Below are 15,561 nucleotides of genomic sequence, written 5' to 3'. Positions count from 1 at the left end.
GTCAGACACACGACAAGGCGGCAAGCTAGCCGCTTTGGCCGGTCCGTGACAAGAGCGCACGGCCGAGGGGGCGTGCGCCCGGTCAGCCCTTCAAGTGCTCCGCGAGCCAGCGGAGTTGAACACCTTGCTGGTAGGGCCCACCGCCCTCATGATCGTTGAAGGAGTACACCTCCATCGAACGCTCCGAACCCGCATAGGCGTTGTGCGCCGCGAACACCGTGGACGGCGGGCACGTCATGTCCTCCAGGGCCGCCGAGAAGAGCGCCGGCGCCGTGCCGCGCGCGGCGAAGTGCACGCCGTCGAAGTACGAGAGCGTACGGAAGACACGCTCCTCGGCGCCGCGCTTCGCCTTCATGTAGAGCGCGATCTCCCGGTACGGCGGCCGCTCGGTGAGGGTCGTGGCGCGCGGGAAGTCACACAGGAAGGGCACGTCGGCCGCGATCGCCGTCAGATCGTCGACGAGGCCGCCCACGGCCAGCGTGATCCCGCCGCCCTGGCTGCCGCCGACCGCGGCGACCCGCGAGGAGTCCACCAGGGGATGCGTGCGGGCCGCCTCGACCGCCCGCACGGCGTCGGTGAAGACCCGCCGGTAGTAGTACTCGTCCGGGTCGTCGATGCCGCGCGTCATATAGCCGGGGTAGGCGGGTCCGCTGCCGACCGGGTCGGGGGTGTCGCCCGCCGAGCCGCCGCTGCCCTGTCCCCGGGTGTCCATCACGAAGTGCGCGAAGCCCGCCGCCGACCACAGCAGCCGCTCGTGCGGCAGGCCCCGGCCGCCGCCGTATCCGATGTACTCCACGACGGTGGGCAGCGGTTCGGTCGTACCGGCGGGCAGTATCAGCCAACCTCTGACCGGGTGGCCGCCGAATCCGGCGAACGTCACGTCGAACACGTCTACCGTGCTCAGGTGCGCGTCGACGGGGACGAAACGCGCGTCCAGACCGTGCTCACGTGCGGCCGAAAGGGTCTTCTCCCAGAACGCGTCGAAATCCTCGGGCTCGGTCATGTCGGGCCGGTAGCGGCGCAGTTCGTCGAGCGGCATGTCGAAATGGGGCACGGGCGGCTCCTCCGTCGGACACAGTGTCGGGATGTCACGCTACGCCGCGGGGCAATACTGGCGAACACCACCGGCACTTCCACCTCCAGGAGCCACGGCATGAGCAGCACGTCAGCCCAGATCGGTGTCACTGGCCTCGCGGTCATGGGGCGCAATCTGGCCCGCAACTTCGCACGCAACGGCTACACCGTCGCCCTGCACAACCGCACGGCGGCCAAGACGCACGCATTGGTCGAGGAGTTCGGCGACGAGGGCGATTTCATCGCCACCGAGACCGCGAAGGAGTTCGTCGCGGCCCTGGAGCGCCCGCGCCGCCTGGTCGTCATGGTCAAGGCGGGCGAGCCCACGGACGCCGTCATCAAGGAGTTCGCGCCGCTCATGGAGCCGGGCGACATGATCATCGACGGCGGCAACGCGCACTTCGCGGACACCCGGCGCCGCGAGCGCGAACTGCGCGAGCAGGACATCCACTTCGTCGGCACGGGCGTCTCGGGCGGCGAGGAGGGCGCGCTGAACGGCCCGAGCATCATGCCGGGCGGCTCCCCCGAGTCGTACGCCTCGCTCGGTCCGATGCTGGAGAAGATCTCGGCGAAGGCCGAGGACGGTGCCCCGTGCGTCACCCATGTCGGCCCGGACGGCGCGGGGCACTTCGTGAAGATGGTGCACAACGGCATCGAGTACGCGGACATGCAGCTGATCGCCGAGGCGTATCAGCTGCTTCGCGAGGTGGCGGGCTACTCCCCCGCGCAGATCGCGGACATCTTCCGCACCTGGAACACCGGCCGGCTCGACTCCTATCTGATCGAGATCACGGCGGAGGTCCTCAAGCACGTGGACGCCGCGACGGGCAAGCCGTTCGTGGACGTCGTCCAGGACCAGGCCGAGCAGAAGGGCACGGGCCGCTGGACCGTGCAGATCGCCCTGGATCTGGGTGTGCCGGTGTCGGGCATCGCGGAGGCGGTCTTCGCCCGTTCCCTCTCGGGCCACTCCGAACTGCGCGCGGCGTCAGCGGACTTGCCGGGCCCGACGCCGAGTCAGCTGAACGAGGCCGAGGCCGGGGCATTCGCCGATCAGGTCGAGCAGGCGCTGTACGCCTCGAAGATCGTGTCGTACACGCAGGGCTTCCACGAGATCGCCGCGGGCAGCGAACAGTACGGCTGGGACATCGACCCCGGCGCGGTCGCCGCCATCTGGCGCGGCGGCTGCATCATCCGCGCCGCCTTCCTGGACCGCATCCGCGCCGCGTACGACGCGCGCGCGGACCTGCCGAGCCTCCTGTCGGACAAGACGTTCGCGCAGGAGATCGGTGCGGCCCAGGACGACTGGCGTGCGGTTCTGGTCGCCGCCACCCGGCAGGGAGTTCCCACGCCGGGCTTCTCGGCGGCCCTCGCGTACTACGACGCGCTGCGCGCGCACCGCCTTCCGGCCGCGCTCACCCAGGGGCAGCGGGACTTCTTCGGCGCGCACACCTATCGGCGTACGGACCGAGAGGGTTCGTTCCACACCCTGTGGGGCGGGGACCGCTCGGAGGTCGAGGCCTAAACGCTCCGGCCCGCCGTCAGACCGGCTTCGGCTCGGTCTCCGGCTCCGGTCCCGGCGGCGGGAGCGGGGTCGGCGGCGGGCCCGGCGACGGCCGCGGCACGGGGCCGGGGCCCGGTGTGGGGCGCTCGGGGTCCGGCACCGGACTCGGCGTGTTCGGGTCGGGGATCGGGCTCGGCGGCGCGGGCTCGGGATACGGAACGGTCATGTCTCCTCCATCGACGTCGGAGATCGGTCGTGTCCACTCTCTCCCGCCTCGCGTGCCCACGCCCGCCGAGTCCACGCGTCCCCGCGCCCCCCGATCCCGGGATCAGGTGCGCGTGAGCCGCACGACGGGGATGTCGCGATCCGTCTTGGCCTGATAGTCCGCGTAGGGGGCGAAGAGCTCGACGAGGCCCGGCCAGACCCTGGCCTTCTCCTCAGGCGTCAGGGTCTCGGCGCGGGCGTCGAATCGCTCCTCCGTGCCCACGCGAAGCCGTACGTTCGGTTCCGCGACGAGGTTGAGGTACCACAGGGGGTGTTCGTCGGCTCCGCCGTTGGAGGCCACGATGAGGTAGTCGTCGCCGTCGCGGCCGTAGATCAGTACGGTGCGGCGCAACGTCCCCGTGCGCCGTCCGCGGTAGTCGAGCAGCAGGCAGGTGACACCCTGCACCCCGGTGCCCGTGAGGCCGCCCGACTCCTCGTACTGCCGGGCCTGCTTGGCCACCCAGCCGGTGGGACTGATCACGGCCTCTTCGTCCTGCTGCGCCATGTCCGCTCCTGTGAAGTGAAGTCGAAGGTGTACGCGGGAGGTGAGCGGTCACTCACCTCCCGCACGCAGCCTACGACTTGACGCCTTCAGCGCACCGAAGAACAGCCGCGCGCAGACCGGGGCGCGGGCTGGAGACGACCGGCACGGGCAGGGTGGCGCGGTCGGCGGCGTCCGCCATGGACGCCTGGGCGAGGACGACGGAGTCGACGCCCTCCAGGGCGTCCACGGCGTCCACGATCAGGCGCGTGTGCCCTTCCCGGTCTCCGGCCTCGAAGCGCTCCCAGGCCCCTTCGACCAGGACCGTCGTGACGTCGACGGGCCGTCCGGCGCGGGCGGCCTCCTCCTCGACGAGCACGCGGGTGGGTCCCAGGGTGCTCTCCAGGGTGGCGACGACGGCCACCGACCGTCCCGCGGCCACGGCCTCGGCGGCCATGGGCCGGTCCACCCGCACGAGGGGCACCCCGACGGCGGCGGCGCGGGCCTCGGCGACGGCGCCGATCGTGGAGCAGGTGCAGAGCACGACGCCCGCCCCCTCGGCGACGGTCCGCACCAACAGCTCCTGGATGTCGTCGGCCACCGCCTCCGGGCCCTCCGCGCGGGCCCGCGCGAGCAGGTCCTCGTGGACGAGGTGCCGCAGGGCGAACCCCGGATGGTCCTGGTCGCGCAGCCCCTCGAAGACGGGGACGTGCACGGGCGAGGTGTGCAGCAGGGCGAGCGTCGGCGTCACCACGTGGTGGGGTGCGTCTTCTGCTCGTGCCGGGCCGCGGCGGCCAGTTCCGCCGAGGCGGCGGGCGCCTCGTCGGGATGCCGCTCGGCCCACTTCACGACGTACGGGCACAGGGGCGCGACCGCGACGGATTCCCGGGCCGCCATCGCGTACAGCTCCCTGGCCAGCGATCCCGCGATGCCCTCGCCCTCGTGCGCGGGCGCCACCTCGGTGTGCACCGGCACCAGGGCGGGCTCGGGGGCGTCCAGGGTGAAGTAGACGATCTTCCCGACGACTTCGCCGCCCGCACGTGCTTCGAAGACGCCGCGCGCCCTGTCGTCGCGGATCTCGATCCCGCTGCTGCTCATCGGCTCTCCTGGAGGGCGGGCGCGGCCTGCGGGCTGCGCGTCATGTCTTCGGCGCCCGGCACCGGCGCGGCCGCGTCGGTACCGAGGGCCACGATCCGGTTCCGCTCGCCCTCGACGTGCACGACCTTGGGTCGCAGGGTGCGGGCCTCGGCGTCGTCGACCTGGGCGTAGCTGATGATGATCACCTTGTCGCCGGGGTGCACGAGGTGCGCGGCGGCGCCGTTGATGCCGATGACGCCGCTGCCGCGTTCGCCCTCGATGGTGTACGTCTCCAGGCGGGCGCCGTTGGTGATGTCGACGATGTGCACAAGCTCGCCGGGCAGCAGGTCGGCGGCGTCGAGGAGGTCGGCGTCGATGGTGACGGAGCCTACGTAGTGCAGGTCGGCCTGGGTCACCGTGGCGCGGTGGATCTTGGACTTGAACATAGTGCGCAGCATGGAGCTACTCCTTGTCCTGGGCTCCCTGCCTGCGTATGTGCAGGTCAAGGGCTGGCCGCCCACTTTACAACGAGTCGCGGGCACGCAAAGGGCTCTTCTCGTCCGTCGCGATCTCCCGCAGCAGGCCCATCACCGCCCGGGCCCTGGCCGTCTGGGCCACGCCTCCCATGGAGACGATCTTGACTTCGAGCGGGTGCCCGCCGTCCCGCAGCCGCAGTTCCGCGACCTCGCCGCCGCCGTAGGTCTGGCTGGTCGCAGGCCGCTGATTGAGGACGGAGTAGCCCAGTCCGCGGGCCACGAGTGAGCGCACGGTCTCGTAGCTGCGGGTGCGGTAGCGGACGTCGGGGGCGGTGCCGGTGGCGGCCACCAGGGCATGGAAGTAGTCGCGGCTGTGCGGCAGGTCGAGCAGGACCAGGGGTTCGGCGGACAGCTCGGCCAGCTCCACGCTGCCCTGCCCGGCCAGCGGGTGGTCGGCCGCGACGATGACGTAGGCCGGAGCGCGGGCGATCGTCTCGCTGTGCAGTTCCGGCTCGGACGACAGACCCAGGCCGTAGGTGAGGGCGAAGTCGATGCGCCCCGCTGCCAGGGCCTGGACCAGCTCGTCGGTCTCCGCCTCCACCACGTCGATCTCTATGCCGGGATGGCGCCGGGTGAACTCGCTGAACAGCGGCGGCAGATAGTACGGGGCCAGGGTCACGAAGCAGCCGACCGCCACCGGACCGGAGAGGGTCTCGCCGTCGCCCCTGGCCTCCCGGTGGACCTCGCGGGCCCGCGCCAGCAGGTCCCGCGCCTGCTGCTGGAGCCGCTCCCCCGCGGGCGTCAGGGTCAGGCCCCGGCCCCGGCGCCGGATGAACAGCTGCACCTGAAGGTCCTGCTCCAGGCTGTGGACGGCGGCGGACACGGCCGACTGGGCGATGTGCAGCTCGGCCGACGCCTCCGTCATGGAGCCACGCTCGGCGGCCACGAGGAAGTAGCGCAGCTGAACGAGGGTGAATCCCAGCGGTGACGTCATACGAGACCTTCGTGCCCGGTGAGTGATCGGTGTCGGCTCCGACCCTATGCGGCGGCGACGGCTACACCCGCTCGGCGGGAGTGTGAGGCGCGTGGGGCGTGTGGGACGCAGGGGATGCGTGGGCGACGTCCTCGGGGCGCAGCAGCGTGGTGCCGACGGTCTCCTTCAGGGTCAGGGCGGCGACCAGGCCGCCCACCGCGAACACCATCAGGTACGGGCCCGGCACCAGGGTGCTGCCCGTCGCGGAGATCAGCACGGTCATCAGGTAGGGCACGGTCCCGGCGAACAGCGCCGCGGTGATGTTGTACGCGACGGAGAGGCCGCTCTGCCGGGTGCGGGTGGGGAAGATCTCCGCCGACCACACCGCGTAGGTGCCGAGGATCGCCGCCAGGATCGCGCCGAGCAGCAGGCCGGCGATCCAGGTGCCCACGAGCCCGGTCCGCATCAGGAGGAAGGCCGGGGTGGACAGGACGAGCAGGGCCGCCGTCGCCCCGATGAACACCGGCTTGCGCCCCACCCGGTCGGAGAGCGCGCCGAAGAGCGGCACGAGCGCGAGGCCCATCAGCGAGATGACGGTGGACAGCAGGGCCGCGTTGTCGGCGGAGTGGCCCAGGTGGTCGGTCTCGTAGGTGACGAGGTAGGTCAGCACGGCGTAGAAGGGGACGTGCATGGCGGCCATCAGGCCCGCCGCCTGGAGCAGTTCGCGCTTGTGGGAACGGAGCAGTTCGCGGGCGGGGCTGCTCGGCACGGTGCCGCCCGCTTCTAGCGCCCGGTACTCCGGCGTGTCCTCGATCTTGCTGCGGATGATGAAGCCGATGACGCCGAGGGGCGCGGCGATCAGGAAGGGGATGCGCCAGCCCCAGGCGGTGAGTTGGCTCTCGTCGAGCGCGGTGGACAGGACGAGGAAGACGAACGATCCGGCGAGGAAGCCGAGCAGGGAGCCGACCTCCAGCCAGCTCACGCCGAATCCGCGCCGTCGCCGCGGCGCGCTCTCGGCGAGGAAGCTGGCGGCGCTGCCGAACTCGCCGCCCGCCGCGAAGCCCTGGATCAGGCGGAGCACCACCAGGAGCACCGGGGCGGCGATGCCGATCGAGTCGTAGCCGGGGAGCAGGCCTATGGTCAGGGTCGCGCCCGACATCATGAAGATGACCAGTGACAGGGTGCGCTTGCGGCCGATCCGGTCGCCGAGCGGTCCGAAGACCAGGGCGCCGATGGGCCGGATGCCGAAGGAGACGGCGAACACGCCGAACACGGCGAGGAGTCCGGTCGTGCTGTCGTCGGCGGGGAAGAACACGGTCGCGACGGTGCCGGCGAGATAGGCGTAGGCAGCCCAGTCGAACCAGTGCACGAACACGCCTACGGCGCCCGCGGCGACGCTCCTGCGCAGTGCGACCACATCGGTGGCCGGCTCGGCCTCGGTCGTCGTGGCACTGCTGTCACGCGTGGGCATACGCGCCTCCTTGGGGGAAAGGGGTTCCGAAGCTGGAGCTGTGCGGGTGCCGCCGGCGTCGGGCCGTCAGGGCCGGGGTGGCGGGGCCGCGCTGCGGTCCACGCCGGTCCAGGCCAGTGCGAGCGCACCGTCGAGCAGGGCGCGCTCGGCCCTCCCGCCCACGCAGTGGGCGGCGAACTCGTGCTGGTGGTTGGTGGCGGGCAGGGAGCCGATGCCGATGTACGGGTGGATCGCCGGTACGACCTGCGAGACGTTGCCCATGTCGGTGGAGGCGCGGTTCATGCGCGCCGCCTGGCCGGGCGGCGCGAACGCGCGGCCCAGGGCCAGGGCGTTGGTCCGGTAGTGCGCGAGGGCACTCTCGTCGGTGCGGAACTCGGCGTAGGGCTTGCTCTCCGGTTCGATCTCCAGGTCGCAGCCGGTGGCGAGGGCGCCCGCCTCGAAGGCCCGCGTGACGCGCGGTTCGAGTTCGGCCAGTTCGGCGAGCGTCTCGGCCCTGACGTACCAACGCCCGCTCGACCGTTCCGGGATGGCGTTGGGGGCGTCCCCGGCGTGGGTCACCACACCGTGCACGCGCGCCGACGACGGCAGTTGCTGGCGCAGCAGCCCGATGGCGACCTGGGCGACGGTGAAGGCGTCGGCCGCGTTGATCCCGGCCTCCGGGTAGGCGGCGGCGTGCGCGGACTTCCCGGTGTAGGAGACCTTGGAGTGGCTGACGGCGAACGGGCGGGCCTCGGCGACGTCGACCGGCGCCGGGTGCACCATCATCGCGAGGTCCACGTCGGTGAAGGCGCCCCGGTCGAGCATCTCGATCTTGCCGCCGCCGCCCTCCTCTGCGGGGGTGCCGTAGACCTCCACGGTGATTCCCGCGTCGTCGGCGACGGCGGCCAGGCCGAGCGCGGCGCCGACGGAACTCGCCGCGATGAGGTTGTGCCCGCACGCGTGGCCGAGGCCGGGCAGCGCGTCGTACTCGGCGCACAGCGCGATCCGGACGGGACCGCTGCCGAACCGGGCGTGGAAGGCGGTGTCCAGGCCGAGGTAGGACGAGGTGACGTCGAATCCGGCGCGGTCGAGCAGTTCCGGTACGGCGGCGGCCGCCCGGTGTTCCTGCCAGGCGGTCTCCGGGTCGGCGTGCAGCCGCTCGGAGAGGCCGATCAGTTCTTCGGCGTGCCGGTCGACCGCGTGCCGTGCCGCCTCCTTCATCCGCTGCATCACAGGTCTCCCGGAACGCCGTACGAAGGAGAGGAGGCGGGATCGAGGCCGCGCCGCACGTAGTCGTCCCGTTGCGGCAGCCAGACGTCGAGCAGGTCGCCGAGCCGGTCGAGGGGGTCATCGGCCCAGTCGACGCGCAGGTCGGTGACCCGCCAGCCGACGTCCGCGACGACCGCCATCCCGGCGGAGTACACCGGCCCTTCCTCGCCACCGGCCGCGACGGCGGCCTTCATCGCGGTGAGCAGCCGTTCCTCGAGCTCTCCCGTGGCGGCGGCGTACGCGTCGACGAGTACGCCGGGCACGTGCTCGCCGGACAGCATGTTCCCGGCCGCGACGGCGCCGTCCGCGGTGGCCGACGCGAAGGTGCCCAGGGTGCGCGGACCGCTGAAGGCGAACCCCGGCCCCGACCGGCCGAGGACGGTCAGCTGCCGGTAGTCGACGGTCTCCTTGTTCGCTGCCGTGCCGGTGACGTCGGCCAGGGCGCGTTGGGCGTCGCCGTGCGCCGCGAGGCCGTCGAGGAGAGCGGTGCCGAGCATGGGGTCGGTGATGTTCTGCGAGGTCGCCGCGCCGACGCCGGGCCGCAGATGGACGACCCGGGCGGCGACCGCCGGACTCGACGAGCTGGCCGCGATGCCGAAGCGCTCGCCGTCCCGGACCACCAGGGAGAACGTCATGCCTGCTCCTCCCCGGAAAGTACGGCCTCGGGAAGTACGGCCTCGGGAAGTACGGCGATCGCGTCGATCTCGCACAGCCACTCGGGGCGGGCAAGGGCGGACACCACCAGGCCGGTGGAGATGGGGTGGACGCCCTTGGTCCAGCGGCCCACCGTGCGGTACACGGCCTCGCGGTAGCGCGGGTCGACCAGATAGATGGTCAGCTTGACCAGGTGCTCCATCCGGCCGCCCGCCTCTTCGAGCAGCATCTTGATGTTCGCCATGGCCTGCTCGGCCTGCGCTTCGACGTCGCCGATGCCCACGGACTCACTGGTGTCGAGGTCCTGGCCGATCTGGCCCCGGACATACACGGTGTTGCCCGCGACGACGGCCTGGCAGAGGTCGTTGTCGAGGTTCTGCTCGGGGTAGGTGTCGCGGGTGTTGAACGGGCGGATCCGCGTGTGTCCGCCCGCGACGATCGGGGCCTTGGGCCGCGGGCCCTGGTGCGTGGAGGTCACGTCTGCTCCTCAGGAGTTGGGGGTGGCCGAGGCGGCGCCGGGCCGGTCGGTGGTGTCGTACGCGAGGTAGCCCCGCCGGGTCACGATGTGGTCGGCGACGTACCGGGCGTCGTGCCAGACACCCCAGATGAAGCTGGAGCCGCGGCGGGAGAGCCAGGGCAGGCCGAGGAAGTAGACGCCGGGCTCGGTGGAGACTCCGCGTCGCTGCTGCGGGCGGCCCTTCTCGTCGAAGGCGTCCACGTCGAGCCAGCCGTAGTCGGTGGCGAAGCCCGTCGCCCAGACGACCGAGGTGACGCCCGCCTCGGCCAGGTCCAGTTCGAGGCGGGGGTCGCTCACGCACTCCGGGTCAGGACCGAGGACATGGGCCTGCGGCTCTTCGGGGAGGTCGAGGCCGTTGCGCTCCACGTATGCGTCGGCTGCCCGGAGCAGCGCGAGGTACTTCTCGTCGCCGAGCGCGATGTTCGTGGCGAGGTCGGGGGCGAAGCGCAGGACGCCGTCGGCGCAGGACGCGGTCATCCCAAGCAGTTCGATGCCGTCGGCGGCCAGGGCACGGAAGTCCACGGTGTGGCCGCCGCGCGCACCGCTGACCGCGATGGTCACGTGCTCGGCACCCCGGGGAGGAGTCTCCGCGTCCCAGAGCCCGAGCACCCCGAGCCACCAGCAGAAGTCACGCCCGCGGTACTCGCGGGGAGGCCGGTCGTGCGGGCCGACGGAGAGGAAGACCCGGCGCCCTGAGCGGCGCAGCTCGTCGGCGATCTGCACCCCCGAAGACCCGGCCCCGACCACCAGGACCGCGCCTTCGGGCAGTTGCTCCGGGTTGCGGTAGCCGCTGGAGTGGATCTGCACGGGGACGGCGCCGTCCGGAATGATGGGCGGGAACACCGGGCGCTGGAACGCCCCGGTCGCCACCACGACGAACCGCGCGTCGATCGAGCCCTCCGACGTCTCCACCCGGAAACCCGGCCGTCCCGTGTGCCTGCGCACGCCGGTCACCTCGACGCCGCAGCGGACCGGGGCACCGATCTTCTCGGCGTACGCGGCGAAGTACTCCGCGACCTGCTCCTTCGAGGCGAAACCGTCGGGGTCGACGTCGGTGAACTCAAGACCGGGGAAGCGGTCGTGCCACGCGGGACCGTTCGCCACCAGGGAGTCCCATCGCTCCGAGCGCCACCGCTCGGCTATGCGATGCCGCTCGAGCACGATGTGCGGCACTCCGTGAGCCCCCAGGTGCTCACTGGCCGCCACGCCGGCCTGACCGGCCCCGACGACGACTACTTCGGTCTCTTCGCTCGGCACTTCATCCTCCGCTCGTACGGCAGTTCATTCCGGTGTCGCGTTGACTGCGCTGCCGTACGGGACATCCTTGAACGCCCCGTGAATCCTGTCCAACAGATGTTTCCGTTGCAGGCGATCGGATTTCCAGATGTAGATTCTGAGACGCAGACGCGCAGGACCGGCCGGTGGTCTCCGGCCGGTCCTGCGCGTCGTGTGAGTGCTACGCCGCCACCTGCTCCGTCTTGTCGGCGAACTGCGTGCGGTAGAGCTCCGCGTACCGGCCACCCGCAGCGAGCAGTTCCTCGTGCGTCCCGCGCTCCACGATCCGCCCGGCCTCGACGACGAGGATCTGGTCGGCGGACCGCACCGTCGAGAGGCGGTGCGCGATGACGATCGCGGTGCGGCCCTCCAGGGCTTCGGCGAGCGCCTCCTGCACCGCCGCCTCGGAGGTGTTGTCGAGGTGCGCGGTGGCCTCGTCGAGGATGACGACGCGCTGTTGCGCCAGGAGCAGCCGGGCGATGGTCATGCGCTGGCGCTCGCCGCCGCTGAGGCGGTAGCCGCGCTCGCCGACCACCGTGTCCAGGCCGTCCGGCAGGGAGCGTACGAGGTCTTCGAGGCGGGCCCTGCGCAGGACGTCCCACAGGTCGTCCTCGGTGGCTTCGGGGCGGGCGAGCAGCAGGTTGGCGCGGACCGACTCGTGGAAGAGGTGGCCGTCCTGGGTGACCATGCCGAGCGTCCGGCGCATGGAGGCCGCCGAGAGATCGCGGACGTCGACCCCGCCGATGCGTACGGTTCCGCCGTCCGCGTCGTACAGGCGGGGAAGCAGTTGGGCGATCGTCGACTTGCCCGCCCCTGAGGAGCCCACGAGCGCCACGGTCTGGCCCGGCTCGGCGCGGAAGGACAGGCCGTGCAGGACTTCGTCGCCGCCGCGGGAGTCGAGGGACGCGACCTCTTCGAGGGAGGCGAGGGAGACCTTGTCGGCGGACGGGTAGCCGAAGCGGACGTCGTCGAACTCCACCGCGACCGGGCCCTGCGGTACTTCGCGTGCGTCGGGCTTCTCGTCGATCAGCGGCTTCAGGTCGAGCACCTCGAAGACCCGCTCGAAGCTGACGAGCGCGCTCATGATCTCGACCCGCGCACCCGCCAGGGAGGTGAGCGGCGCGTAGAGGCGGGTCAGGAGCATGGCGAGGGACACGATCGCGCCCGTCTCCAGGGTGCCGTCGAGGGCGAAGTAGCCGCCGAGGCCGTAGACGAGGGCCAGGGCGAGCGCCGACACCAGGGTGAGCGCGGTGATGAACGTGGACTGTGCCATGGCCGTGCGCACGCCGATGTCCCGCACCCGCCGGGCCCGCGTGGCGAATTCCTCCGACTCGGCGCCCGGCCGCCCGAACAGCTTGATGAGCGTGGCGCCCGGCGCGGAGAAGCGCTCGGTCATGCGGGTGCCCATCGCCGCGTTGTGGTGCGCGGCCTCGCGCTGGAGCCTCGCCATCCGGGAGCCCATGCGGCGCGCGGGCACGATGAAGACGGGGAGCAGGACAAGGGCGAGGAGCGTGATCTCCCAGGAGAGTCTCAGCATCATGGCCAGGGTCAGGAGCAGCATGACCACGTTGCCGACGACGCCCGAGAGCGTGTTGCTGAACGCGCGCTGGGCGCCGATCACGTCGTTGTTGAGGCGGCTGACGAGGGCGCCGGTGCGGGTGCGGGTGAAGAAGGCGACGGGCATGCGCTGGACGTGGTCGAAGACGGCGGTGCGCAGGTCGAGGATGAGCCCCTCCCCCAGGTTCGCCGACAGCCAGCGGCCGAGCAGGCCGAAACCGGCCTCGGCGGCGGCGATGGCAGCGATGAGCAGGGCGTACCGGACGACGAGCGAGGGCTCTCCGTGCGAGACGATCGTGTCCACGACGCTGCCCGCCAGGAGGGGGGTCGCCACCGCGAGCATCGCGGTGACGATGCTCAGGAGCACGAAGTAGACGATGCGGCGTCTGTGCGGGCGGGCAAAGGTCCCGATGCGGCGCAAGGTTGCGCGGGCGAAGGGACGGCGGTCCTGCTCGGCGTGCATGACGCTCTGCAGCTGGCTCCAGGCTGTCGTTTCCATGCTCATGAGAAGAACGTAAAACCTCAAGTTTCCTTGAGGTCAAGCGTCGGGGCGGGACACCCGGACGAGGCCCCCGCGCGTCCCTGCCGCATCCCTTGACCCGCATGTATCAGGAACGTACTTTCGCTTCAACTCTTGTGGCCATCACAGAGGTTGTCGACTTCCTGATGCGAGAAGGCGAACACATGCGAGAGCTACGAAGGCGTACTCTGCTGTCCGCGATCGGCGGCACCGCCGTCGCCGGAGGCGGCTTGACCGCTGCGGGGACCGGAGTCGCCGAGGCCGCGCCACAGCGGCCGAGCCCCCGGGGTCCCCTTGACCCGCACATCAAGAAGCTGCTCGACCGTATGACTGTCGAAGAGAAGCTGGGTCAGTTGCAGCAGCTCCCGTGGTCCGTCAGCACCGGTCCCGGCGGCAGCGAGACCAAGGACGTCGAGGACGCGGCGCGCGCCGGACGGCTCGGCTCCGTCCTGAACATCTTCGGCGCCAAGAGCAGCAACGCCCTGCAGCGCATCGCGGTCGAGGAGTCCCGGCTCGGCATTCCGCTGATCTTCGGACTCGATGTCATCCATGGCCTGTGGACGACGTTCCCGATCCCCCTCGCACAGGCGTCCAGCTTCGACCCGGAGGTCACCAGGCGCGACGCCGAGGTGTCGGCGAAGGAGTCCCGCTCGAACGGCGTGCACTGGACGTTCTCGCCGATGATGGACGTCACGCACGAGCCGCGCTGGGGCCGGATCGCCGAGGGCTGCGGCGAGGACCCGTACCTCACCACGGCGTTCGCCGTCGCCAAGGTGGAGGGATACCAGGGCGAGCAGGGGTCGGGCCTGGGCGACAAGGACCGCATCGCCGCCTGCGCCAAGCACTTCGTCGCCTACGGCGGGGCCGAGGGCGGCCGGGACTACAACACGGTCGACGTGTCGGAGTCGCGCCTTCGCAACCACTATCTGCCGCCGTTCAAGGCCGCGTTGGACGCGGGCGTGGCCACGGTGATGGCCTCCTTCAACACCATCAGCGGCGTCCCGGCCCACGGCAACTCCCACACCCTCACGGATGTCCTCTACAAAGAGTGGGGCTTCGAGGGCTTCGTCGTCAGCGACTGGAACGGCGTCGACGAACTGGTCGCGCACGGCTTCGCCGAGGACGGCGCCGACGCGGCCCGCCTCGCCCTCAATGCCGGTGTGGACATGGAGATGGCCAGCACGGACCTCGCCAAGAACGGCAAGAAGCTGCTGAGCGGCGGCAGGATCAGCGAGCGGCGCCTGGACGAGGCGGTGGCGCGGATCCTGCGCCTGAAGCACGCACTTGGACTCTTCGAGCATCCGTACGCCGACGAGGACGACGCCATCGACAAACCCTCCGCCGATGCCCGCAAGGCCGCCCGTGAGACCGCCGCCCGCTCGATGGTGCTCCTGAAGAACGACGGCAAGGCGCTTCCGCTGAAGAAGTCGGCCGGGTCGATCGCGGTCGTCGGCCCGTTCGGCGACTCCGACGACCTCCTGGGCACATGGACGTTCCCGGGCGCGGCGAAGAGCTTCCCCTCGGGCAAGGTCCTTGCCGCGGTGAAGGCCGCCGCCCCGCAGGCGAAGGTGACGTACGCGAAGGGCGTCGACGCCGAGGGCACGGAGACCGGCGGCATCCCGAAGGCGGTCGCCGCGGCCAAGAAGGCGGACGTGACCGTCGTCGTGGTCGGCGAACCCCCTGCGATGAGCGGCGAGGCGGCCGCGCGCAGCGACATCGGCCTGCCGGGCGGGCAGGAGAAGCTGATCGAGGCGATCGCCGCGACGGGCAAGCCGTTCGTGGTGGTCCTGGTCAACGGGCGCCCGTTGACCGTCGGCGACTGGCTGAAGTCGGCGCCCGCCGTCCTGGAAGCCTGGCACCCGGGGCTCGAAGCGGGCAACGCGATCGCCGACGTGCTGTTCGGCAAGGTCAATCCGGGCGGCAAGCTGCCCGTCTCGTTCCCGCGCACGGTCGGCCAGATCCCCTGCCACTACAACCACGAGTCGACGGGCCGCCCGTACAGCGCGGACAACAAGTACACGTCCAAGTACCTCGACCTGCCCCCGGACCCGCAGTTCGCCTTCGGCCACGGACTCTCGTACACGGACTTCGAGATCGGTGAGCCCCGGCTCAGCCGCGACCGCGTGCCGGCGCGTGCGCTGCGCAAGGGCGACACCCTGGAGGTCTCGGTCTCCGTCCGCAACACGGGCAAGCGCGCGGGCGACGAGGTCGTCCAGTTGTACGTGCACGACATCGCGGCGAGCATCGCGCAGCCGGTGCGCAAGCTGCGCGGATTCCGCCGGGTGACGCTGGAGCCCGGCAAGTCGAAGACCGTCCGCTTCCGGCTCGGCGCCGACGACTTCGGGTTCTGGACGAACGCGGAGAACGGCGAGTTCCGGATCGAGGAGGGGGCCGTGGACATCTACGTCGGCAACAGCTCCGAGACCGAGGCGAAGAAGAGGCTGACGATCACCTAGGCACGGTGGGGGCCAGG

15 protein-coding genes are annotated in these 15,561 nt (G+C 71.2%); 2 read left to right on the top strand and 13 right to left on the bottom strand.

The features are described from left to right. Positions 1 to 82: 82 nt before the first annotated feature. Positions 83 to 1,054 carry an acetylxylan esterase gene (locus ABZ906_RS05835; RefSeq protein ID WP_361377793.1) on the bottom strand — a complete coding sequence of 324 codons (972 nt, stop codon included), beginning with the start codon at positions 1,052 to 1,054 and terminating at the stop codon, positions 83 to 85. Positions 1,055 to 1,153: 99 nt separating this feature from the next. Here ABZ906_RS05835 and gndA point away from each other — a divergent pair, with 99 nt between their 5' ends. Further along, positions 1,154 to 2,596, top strand: coding sequence for an NADP-dependent phosphogluconate dehydrogenase (gndA, locus tag ABZ906_RS05830; protein ID WP_361377790.1), 1,443 nt, complete (start codon positions 1,154 to 1,156; stop codon positions 2,594 to 2,596). A gap of 16 nt (positions 2,597 to 2,612) precedes the next feature. On the opposite strand, the gene ABZ906_RS05825 is transcribed toward gndA, so the two are convergent. The 12 genes from ABZ906_RS05825 to ABZ906_RS05770 form a co-directional block, all read right to left on the bottom strand. After that, positions 2,613 to 2,801: a hypothetical protein gene (locus ABZ906_RS05825; protein ID WP_361200130.1), complete on the bottom strand. Its 189-nt coding sequence runs from the start codon at positions 2,799 to 2,801 to the stop codon at positions 2,613 to 2,615. A gap of 102 nt (positions 2,802 to 2,903) precedes the next feature. Further along, entirely contained in the window at positions 2,904 to 3,344 is a 441-nt protein-coding gene (locus ABZ906_RS05820) for a nitroreductase family deazaflavin-dependent oxidoreductase (protein WP_361200133.1), read from the bottom strand. A gap of 70 nt (positions 3,345 to 3,414) precedes the next feature. Beyond that, a complete protein-coding gene (locus ABZ906_RS05815; protein ID WP_361377787.1) occupies positions 3,415 to 4,074 on the bottom strand; it encodes an aspartate/glutamate racemase family protein in 660 nt (219 codons plus the stop codon). After that, entirely contained in the window at positions 4,068 to 4,418 is a 351-nt protein-coding gene (locus tag ABZ906_RS05810; protein ID WP_361377784.1) for a GNAT family N-acetyltransferase, read from the bottom strand. Before ABZ906_RS05810 ends, ABZ906_RS05815 begins: the two co-directional genes overlap by 7 nt. After that, on the bottom strand, positions 4,415 to 4,855 hold the full coding sequence (gene panD / locus ABZ906_RS05805; protein ID WP_361200142.1) for an aspartate 1-decarboxylase: 441 nt from the start codon (positions 4,853 to 4,855) through the stop codon (positions 4,415 to 4,417). Before panD ends, ABZ906_RS05810 begins: the two co-directional genes overlap by 4 nt. A 64-nt stretch (positions 4,856 to 4,919) precedes the next feature. Next, positions 4,920 to 5,867 carry a LysR substrate-binding domain-containing protein gene (locus ABZ906_RS05800; RefSeq protein ID WP_361377781.1) on the bottom strand — a complete coding sequence of 316 codons (948 nt, stop codon included), beginning with the start codon at positions 5,865 to 5,867 and terminating at the stop codon, positions 4,920 to 4,922. Between the two features lie 61 nt (positions 5,868 to 5,928). Beyond that, positions 5,929 to 7,317 carry an MFS transporter gene (locus ABZ906_RS05795; protein WP_361377778.1) on the bottom strand — a complete coding sequence of 463 codons (1,389 nt, stop codon included), beginning with the start codon at positions 7,315 to 7,317 and terminating at the stop codon, positions 5,929 to 5,931. 66 nt (positions 7,318 to 7,383) lie between these two features. Further along, a complete protein-coding gene (locus ABZ906_RS05790; RefSeq protein ID WP_361377775.1) occupies positions 7,384 to 8,526 on the bottom strand; it encodes a M20 family metallopeptidase in 1,143 nt (380 codons plus the stop codon). Beyond that, positions 8,526 to 9,200 carry a DUF1028 domain-containing protein gene (locus ABZ906_RS05785; protein WP_361377772.1) on the bottom strand — a complete coding sequence of 225 codons (675 nt, stop codon included), beginning with the start codon at positions 9,198 to 9,200 and terminating at the stop codon, positions 8,526 to 8,528. The genes ABZ906_RS05790 and ABZ906_RS05785 overlap by 1 nt, the downstream gene beginning before the upstream one ends. Beyond that, positions 9,197 to 9,697, bottom strand: coding sequence for a RidA family protein (locus ABZ906_RS05780; RefSeq protein ID WP_361377769.1), 501 nt, complete (start codon positions 9,695 to 9,697; stop codon positions 9,197 to 9,199). The genes ABZ906_RS05785 and ABZ906_RS05780 overlap by 4 nt, the downstream gene beginning before the upstream one ends. Positions 9,698 to 9,706: 9 nt before the next feature. Continuing rightward, positions 9,707 to 10,993 (bottom strand): NAD(P)/FAD-dependent oxidoreductase, encoded by a 1,287-nt coding sequence (locus tag ABZ906_RS05775; RefSeq protein WP_361377767.1) that lies wholly within the window; start codon positions 10,991 to 10,993, stop codon positions 9,707 to 9,709. A 199-nt stretch (positions 10,994 to 11,192) separates the two neighbouring features. After that, positions 11,193 to 13,073 (bottom strand): ABC transporter ATP-binding protein, encoded by a 1,881-nt coding sequence (locus ABZ906_RS05770; protein ID WP_361377764.1) that lies wholly within the window; start codon positions 13,071 to 13,073, stop codon positions 11,193 to 11,195. A 179-nt stretch (positions 13,074 to 13,252) separates the two neighbouring features. Here ABZ906_RS05770 and ABZ906_RS05765 point away from each other — a divergent pair, with 179 nt between their 5' ends. Then, complete coding sequence (locus tag ABZ906_RS05765) at positions 13,253 to 15,544, top strand: glycoside hydrolase family 3 N-terminal domain-containing protein (protein ID WP_361377761.1); 2,292 nt, start codon at positions 13,253 to 13,255, stop codon at positions 15,542 to 15,544. The last annotated feature ends 17 nt before the right edge of the window (positions 15,545 to 15,561 follow it).

Origin of the sequence: Streptomyces sp. NPDC046925 (genome assembly GCF_040644915.1) — a bacterium.
GTDB lineage: Bacteria > Actinomycetota > Actinomycetes > Streptomycetales > Streptomycetaceae > Streptomyces.
This window is presented reverse-complemented; position numbering and strand designations above follow the sequence as displayed.